Annotated in this window: 6 protein-coding genes; 2 read left to right on the top strand and 4 right to left on the bottom strand. The window is 31.3% G+C overall.

Going from position 1 to position 6,096, the window contains the following annotated elements:
* Positions 1-532 precede the first annotated feature (532 nt).
* Positions 533-892, bottom strand: a complete 360-nt coding sequence (locus tag FF52_RS07140) for a MerR family transcriptional regulator (protein WP_008464184.1) — start codon at positions 890-892, stop codon at positions 533-535.
* Positions 893-1,302: 410 nt separating this feature from the next.
* Here FF52_RS07140 and FF52_RS07135 point away from each other — a divergent pair, with 410 nt between their 5' ends.
* The gene (locus FF52_RS07135; protein ID WP_008464183.1) at positions 1,303-1,866 is read left to right on the top strand and encodes an adenylate kinase family protein; all 564 of its coding nucleotides are present in this window, start codon (positions 1,303-1,305) and stop codon (positions 1,864-1,866) included.
* Positions 1,867-1,908: 42 nt separating this feature from the next.
* On the opposite strand, the gene FF52_RS07130 is transcribed toward FF52_RS07135, so the two are convergent.
* The gene (locus tag FF52_RS07130) at positions 1,909-2,553 is read right to left on the bottom strand and encodes an SMI1/KNR4 family protein (protein ID WP_008464182.1); all 645 of its coding nucleotides are present in this window, start codon (positions 2,551-2,553) and stop codon (positions 1,909-1,911) included.
* Between the two features lie 106 nt (positions 2,554-2,659).
* On the bottom strand, positions 2,660-3,763 hold the full coding sequence (locus FF52_RS07125) for an acyltransferase family protein (protein ID WP_008464181.1): 1,104 nt from the start codon (positions 3,761-3,763) through the stop codon (positions 2,660-2,662).
* A gap of 346 nt (positions 3,764-4,109) precedes the next feature.
* Between FF52_RS07125 and FF52_RS07120 the strand changes: the two genes are divergently transcribed.
* Positions 4,110-4,868, top strand: coding sequence for a DMT family transporter (locus tag FF52_RS07120; protein WP_008464180.1), 759 nt, complete (start codon positions 4,110-4,112; stop codon positions 4,866-4,868).
* A 178-nt stretch (positions 4,869-5,046) separates the two neighbouring features.
* Here the strand turns inward: FF52_RS07120 and FF52_RS07115 are convergent, their stop codons facing one another.
* Positions 5,047-5,640: a YdeI/OmpD-associated family protein gene (locus FF52_RS07115; protein WP_008464179.1), complete on the bottom strand. Its 594-nt coding sequence runs from the start codon at positions 5,638-5,640 to the stop codon at positions 5,047-5,049.
* Positions 5,641-6,096: the final 456 nt, after the last annotated feature.

Below are 6,096 nucleotides of genomic sequence, written 5' to 3'. Positions count from 1 at the left end.
TTCGAACCCCTCATCGCCCACAGAATTTTAAAAACTCCAAAGTCACTTGATTTTGGAGTTTTTTTTGTCGTTATAAATTTAAAAACAGGGATTAGACAAGGAAGTTCAGAGCATTCCGATTTTTCATCGGAAGTGGTCGGGGGTTCGAACCCCTCATCGCCCACAGAATTTTAAAAACTCCAAAGTTACTTGCTTTTGGAGTTCTTTTTTGCCGTTATAAATTTAAAAACAGGGATTAGACAAGGAAGCTCAGAGCATTCCGATTTTTCATCGGAAGTGGTCGGGGGTTCGAACCCCTCATCGCCCACAGAATTTAAAAACTCCAAAGTCACTTGATTTTGGAGTTTTTTTGTCGTTATAAATTTAAAAACAAGGATTATAAACAAGGAAGTTCAGAGCATTCCGATTTTCATCGGAAGTGGTCGGGGGTTCGAACCTTCCGATAAAAAATCGGAACAAGCTATCATCGCCCACCAAGAAACTCCTTAAGAAATTAAGGAGTTTTTTTACTTACCTGATTGAAAGCAAATTATCATTCATTATTTTTTATTTTCTCACATACTTTTTCAAGAAGACTCTTCGTTTGTTTGAAATATTTCATTTTATCATCGATCTCTTTTATTTTGGCTTGAAAAAGCTCGAGCGTTTCTGGTTTCGAATCTGTTGTTTCGAACCAGCTAATCAATATTTTTTTTATTTCTGCCAAAGTAAACCCGACCTCTCTTGCTTCTATAATGATTTCTAAACGCTCAATTGTATTAGCATCGTAGTGTTTATAATTATTAGAAGTCACCTTTTCGTCTGCCAATCCCTTAATCATTCCTAAATTTTCGTAATATCTAATAGTATGGATTGACAGTCCTGTTTTTTTTGATAATTCGTTTACAAGCATAGTTTTTATTTTTGATTAAAAACAATAAAGCATAGAGTATAGTCTATACTTAAAAGTTACAAATATACTAATTGTTTTTACTTTTAAAATTTTAAAACATGAGAAATGAGATTTTAAATAAAAAACTCCATTATTTCTAATGGAGTTTTTTATTTAAAGTTAGAGAGAAAACTTTATTTCAATTTCGTCAGCGCTTTAGAATTTCTCAGCAAAAACACACATTAAAAAAAGCCTATCGCTAGCTGATGAACTGCTATACATTTCTAAAATTATCTGCAAATGCCTCACCCCTAAGGTTTTTATTATGCAAAAGCATATTTTTTTTCTCGTAAATTTGTGATTCCTTGTAAAATCAGAATACCGCATTCACAACTATAAAACTCGAAAGAGAATTAAACGCTTTACAACAAATGGAAATATTAATAATTACGGGCCCTCCATATTCTGGTAAGGGCACGCAATGCGAAATTTTAAAAGATGAACTTCATTTTGAACATATTTCAACTGGAGACAGATGCCGTTTGGAAAAACAAAATGAAACGGAAATTGGAAAAATAATGTCTCAATATGAAGAAAAAGGAGATTTGGTTCCTGACTCAATAATGAAAGATCTTTTTAGCAAAATATTGGATGAAAATATCGCTGCTAAAGGAATCATTTTAGACGGTTATCCAAGAACTGAACCGCAAGTAAATGATTTATTAGAACTCGTTAAATCTAAAAATCTAGAAATTGGAAAAGTAATTAATATTGACGTTCCAAAAGAAGAACTTTTAAAAAGAGCACAGAAAAGAGCCGAAACTTCTAACAGAAAGGATGACAAAGATGTTAATATTCACCTTAAAAGAATTGCAGTTTTTGAAAGTTCAACCAGACCAGCAATCGAATGTATGAAGTCCAAAATTAAAGTTTTAACTTTTGACGGAATGGGTACAATTGAAGAAATAACAAAACGAATTAAGGATAATCTATAAAAAAACACTGATTTAAAAAAATGGTACTCAGCATGATTGCAATTAACAACCAAAACTATCTTTTGAATTATATTCTTCTGCAATATCACTCCAATCATTATTCCATGTACGCTCAAAATAAATATCTGCTTTCGCCCAGTCTTCTGCGTCCCAATCTTCTCTTTCATCAACCAGTTTTAATTTCTCGGACTGAATTTTTCTAATCATCAAATTTAAAAAATCATCAAAACTATCAGAAACTACTGAAATTGGCTCAGGATCTCCGCAAGGAAGATAGATGACCTGCCCTAAAATACCATCTGTATTTGGAATAAAATCTAAACAAAGAAAATTTCCAGAACCATCGTGGGCGAATGGAATTCTTTTAGTCGAATACAAAACATTCGTAATTTTTCTTACCTGATTAATAGCTTCAGGCTTTGTATCTGGAGCATTTTTAAAAAACAACCATTCTCTTTTAACTGCTTCAATACTTAAATATCCGAATCCTCCCAAAAAACCTAATGTTCTTTTTTCTCCGTTATAGGTTTTTAACAATTTAACATAAGATGCAGGTAATTTTTGGTCCACAAATTTTTCCAGTTCTTGTATTTCAACATCAGTTGCCCCTTTCCTCATAAAACGATGAAAAATATCAAGCTTACTTTTACAAACATTAACTAAACTGGCTGTTACTACTTGTTTCATGATAGATATGTTTTTTTTATTTGTCCTTTTGAATGATTAAAAAATAATTTGAGCACGAAAATTAAGTAATATTTTTTCATCTCAAATTTTATAATATTAGAAATATCTATCGGATGTCTTTTACCATCATCTTTTTTCTTCTCTGCGTCAAATAATTCCTAAATGGAATATCATAAACCACCATCACTAAATATGCAAAACCAACCAGCAGAATCACAGAAGTTACAACTATCAAAGTCAATTGTGTTGTATCTGGTTTGTAATTGGTATAATAATTTCCAAACATCCATAAAACTGCATAATGCGTCATATAAAGCGGATACGATATTTGGCCAGAAAAGATACAAGCTTTTTTTAATCCAGGTTTTAAAACAGCTCCAGCTCCTAAAGAAATTAGTAACGGAAAATATAATAATACAACCAAAGGTTCCGAAATCCAATTGTATTCTGAAAACGGCATAATAAAAGCTAATAGCAATAAAATAGTCAATCCACCAAAACCGAGCTTGTTTTTAATAATCCAATTGGATCTATAGATAAGCAATCCTGCTAAAAAAGAATATGAAATTCTCGCACATCCATCCCAAAAAGTTTGTCCGCTCCAGCCTCCTAATAAATTGCCCGAATTATATCCGACATAACAGATTGCAATCGCAGACAATATCGTTAACAGCAATAAAAAACTTCTGGCAATTCTGTAAAGCACAAATGCATAAATGATATTGGCAATATATTCCCAAAACAGTGACCATGCTGGCGCATTAAAACTAAACAAATTGAAACCGCGATCTGCAATAACCGGAAACGGAATAAGAAATATAGAACAGATAAATGTCAAAATAATTTTTCCTGTACTATACAATTCCAAATGACCTCCAAACGGATCAAATAAAAATGCCAACAATCCTAATATTGATCCTGCAATAACTAACGGATGCAATCTTACAATTCTCGATATAAAAAAATGACGAAGTCCCATTTTTGCAATGCGATCATCATAAGCATATCCGATTACAAATCCTGAAAGGCAAAAGAAAAAATCAACAGCTAAAAATCCGTGTCCAATAAAGTTCTGACTCGGATCGGTAAAAATCCATTCCATAAAATGAAACACGACAACAGCAAAAGCTGCGATACCTCTTAATCCGTCTAAAATTTTAAAATGCTGTTTTGTTTCAAGAATTACTGCAGTAGATTGGCTTGTACTCATTAGATTGTGTTATACTTGTAATTTGGCAATTTTGTTTCGATGCAAGTTCTACAAATAAATATTCAAATCAAAATCAGATTTATTCGATTCAACTGTTAAAATGTTTGAAGTTTCACATTTAAATAACTTTTTACGTTTTTTCACAGAATGCTTTTTTCCTAATTTTGCTGAAAATCAAATTTTATTATGAGTTTTAAAGGTTGTCTTCCTCCTCCAGCAAATTAATAATACATCTTTAGTATTGACGCTTGACTGAACATTCTCGATCTACTTTGCTGTGTCCTTTACCTTAATTCAATTATTAATATTCAAAATATATCCTTCAAAAAAGGACAGACAACTTCTTATGAAAAAATATTATTTGATACTGCATTCTGCAGTTTTACTTGCTGGTTTTAGTGGCATTTTCGGAAAACTTATTTCTCTTAACGAAATCACGCTGGTTTGGTATAGAGTATTCTTTGCCTCAATTATTCTATTTTTTATTCTAAAAATATACAATCTGAAAATGCTAAAATCATTTTCTGAAGCAGTAAATATTTCTAAAGCTGGAGTACTAATTACTATTCACTGGATTTTCTTTTATGCCAGCATTAAATATTCTAACATATCAATTGGCGTTGTGTGTTATTGTTTAACTAGTTTTTTTACTGCTTTTTTTGAACCACTTCTCAATAAAAAGAAATTTAATCTGGTTCAAGCTTTATTAAGCATCCTTACCTTATTAGGAATAAGTCTGATTTTCCATTTTAATTCTTCTTACCAACTTGGAATTTTACTTGGAGTAATTTCTTCTGCATTTGCTGCCTTGTATAACGAAAGACTGGTACAATTTTATGACAGCAAACTCATTAATTTTTATCAGATGCTTGGCGGAACATTGGTATTAGGCGCAGCTCTGCCATTTTATTTTTATAATTTTCCAGATCAAACCTTTATTCCAAACTTAACAGACATATTCTATTTATTGATTCTCGCTTCATGCTGTACGGTTGCCCTTTATGTAATGTTTGCAGAATCCCTTAAAAAGATTCCCGCCTACCATAAATCTAACATTCAACCTAGAGCCAATTTATTCCATAATATTAGCCTTTTTATTTTTTAATGAAGGGCAATCGGTCAATTTATCTTTTTACATTGGAATAAGTTTAGTGATGACTTCAATTTTATTTCAGTCTATTATTTCTATTCGAAAGAAAAACACCATTGAACAGCAAATTTCTTAAACATAAAAACAAAAAACTCCTTTTATACAAAGGAGTTTTTCTTTTATTTATATATTTTTAATCATTCAAGCCTTTCCCATCTAGAATTCTTGAAATATTTTTTTCTACTCTAGCTTCTCTAGTTTTAGATTGTTTAGGTTGAGAAAAATGAAGCAAATACGCTCGCTGTCTACCAGGAGTCAAAGCATAAAAAGCTTTTTTAAAATCAACATCAGAATCAAATTTACTCTGAAGTTCTTCAGCAATTTCAAAATCCGAAACTTTTTTAAGTTCTACTTTCTTTCCCGATTTCTCAATTTCAGCAGCTTCAAAAATATACCTTTTCAAAATTTCTTTTTTCGTCAAAATATCCTCAACATTAGTAAATCGAACTTGACGTGCTGCCTGCACATTATCCGACTGTTGAATCAAAATATTATCCGGATCTTTCATTAAAGCACCTTTGAAAAACAAAAAAGCGCAATATTCTTTGAAATAATGGATTAATACAATATTGGCTTTTTCGAAAGTATAACAAGGAGATCCCCATTTCAATTCTTCAGACAAATGACAATCTAAAACAATTTCTCTCATTTGTTCAATTTCGGCTTTCCACTTTTCAGCCTTTTCAAAATAAAAATCAACTTTAGAATCTGTGCTGTATTTTATCATAATGGATTAGTTTTTAGTGGAAGGCCTGCGAAGCAATTGTTCAAAAGATTGGGCAAATATAAGTAGATTAACTGCAATACATCAGTTTTCGACTATTGGAGAGCCTGCTAAATGGCAAGCTCGGTTTTCAAATTTAATTCTTGAGAACTATTTATAATTCGAATTAACTCTTCTATCGATTTTTAATTTCATTATAGTCAAATTTAAAACAAATTAATACAAAAGCTATCCAAGTAAAAACAACAATTTTAATCAATTATAACCACTCTAAAGCTCATCAATAAAAAGTTGACCTAAAGTTAAACTTCTGAATAAAAATCAATGCAAATAAAACATATTAATCAGCCTCACTAACAAAAACATTTACATGCGACTGAAAAGCCCTGTTATTCCAATTCGGGAGATATAGCTTCCATCGCTGACGCATCTGTTTGGGAAAAAGTTCTAGGGCAGCTG

It is taken from the genome of Flavobacterium sp. F52, assembly GCF_000278705.1.
Classification (GTDB): domain Bacteria; phylum Bacteroidota; class Bacteroidia; order Flavobacteriales; family Flavobacteriaceae; genus Flavobacterium; species Flavobacterium anhuiense.
The sequence above is the reverse complement of the archived record's forward strand: the minus strand, read 5'-3'. Positions and strand labels throughout refer to the sequence as shown.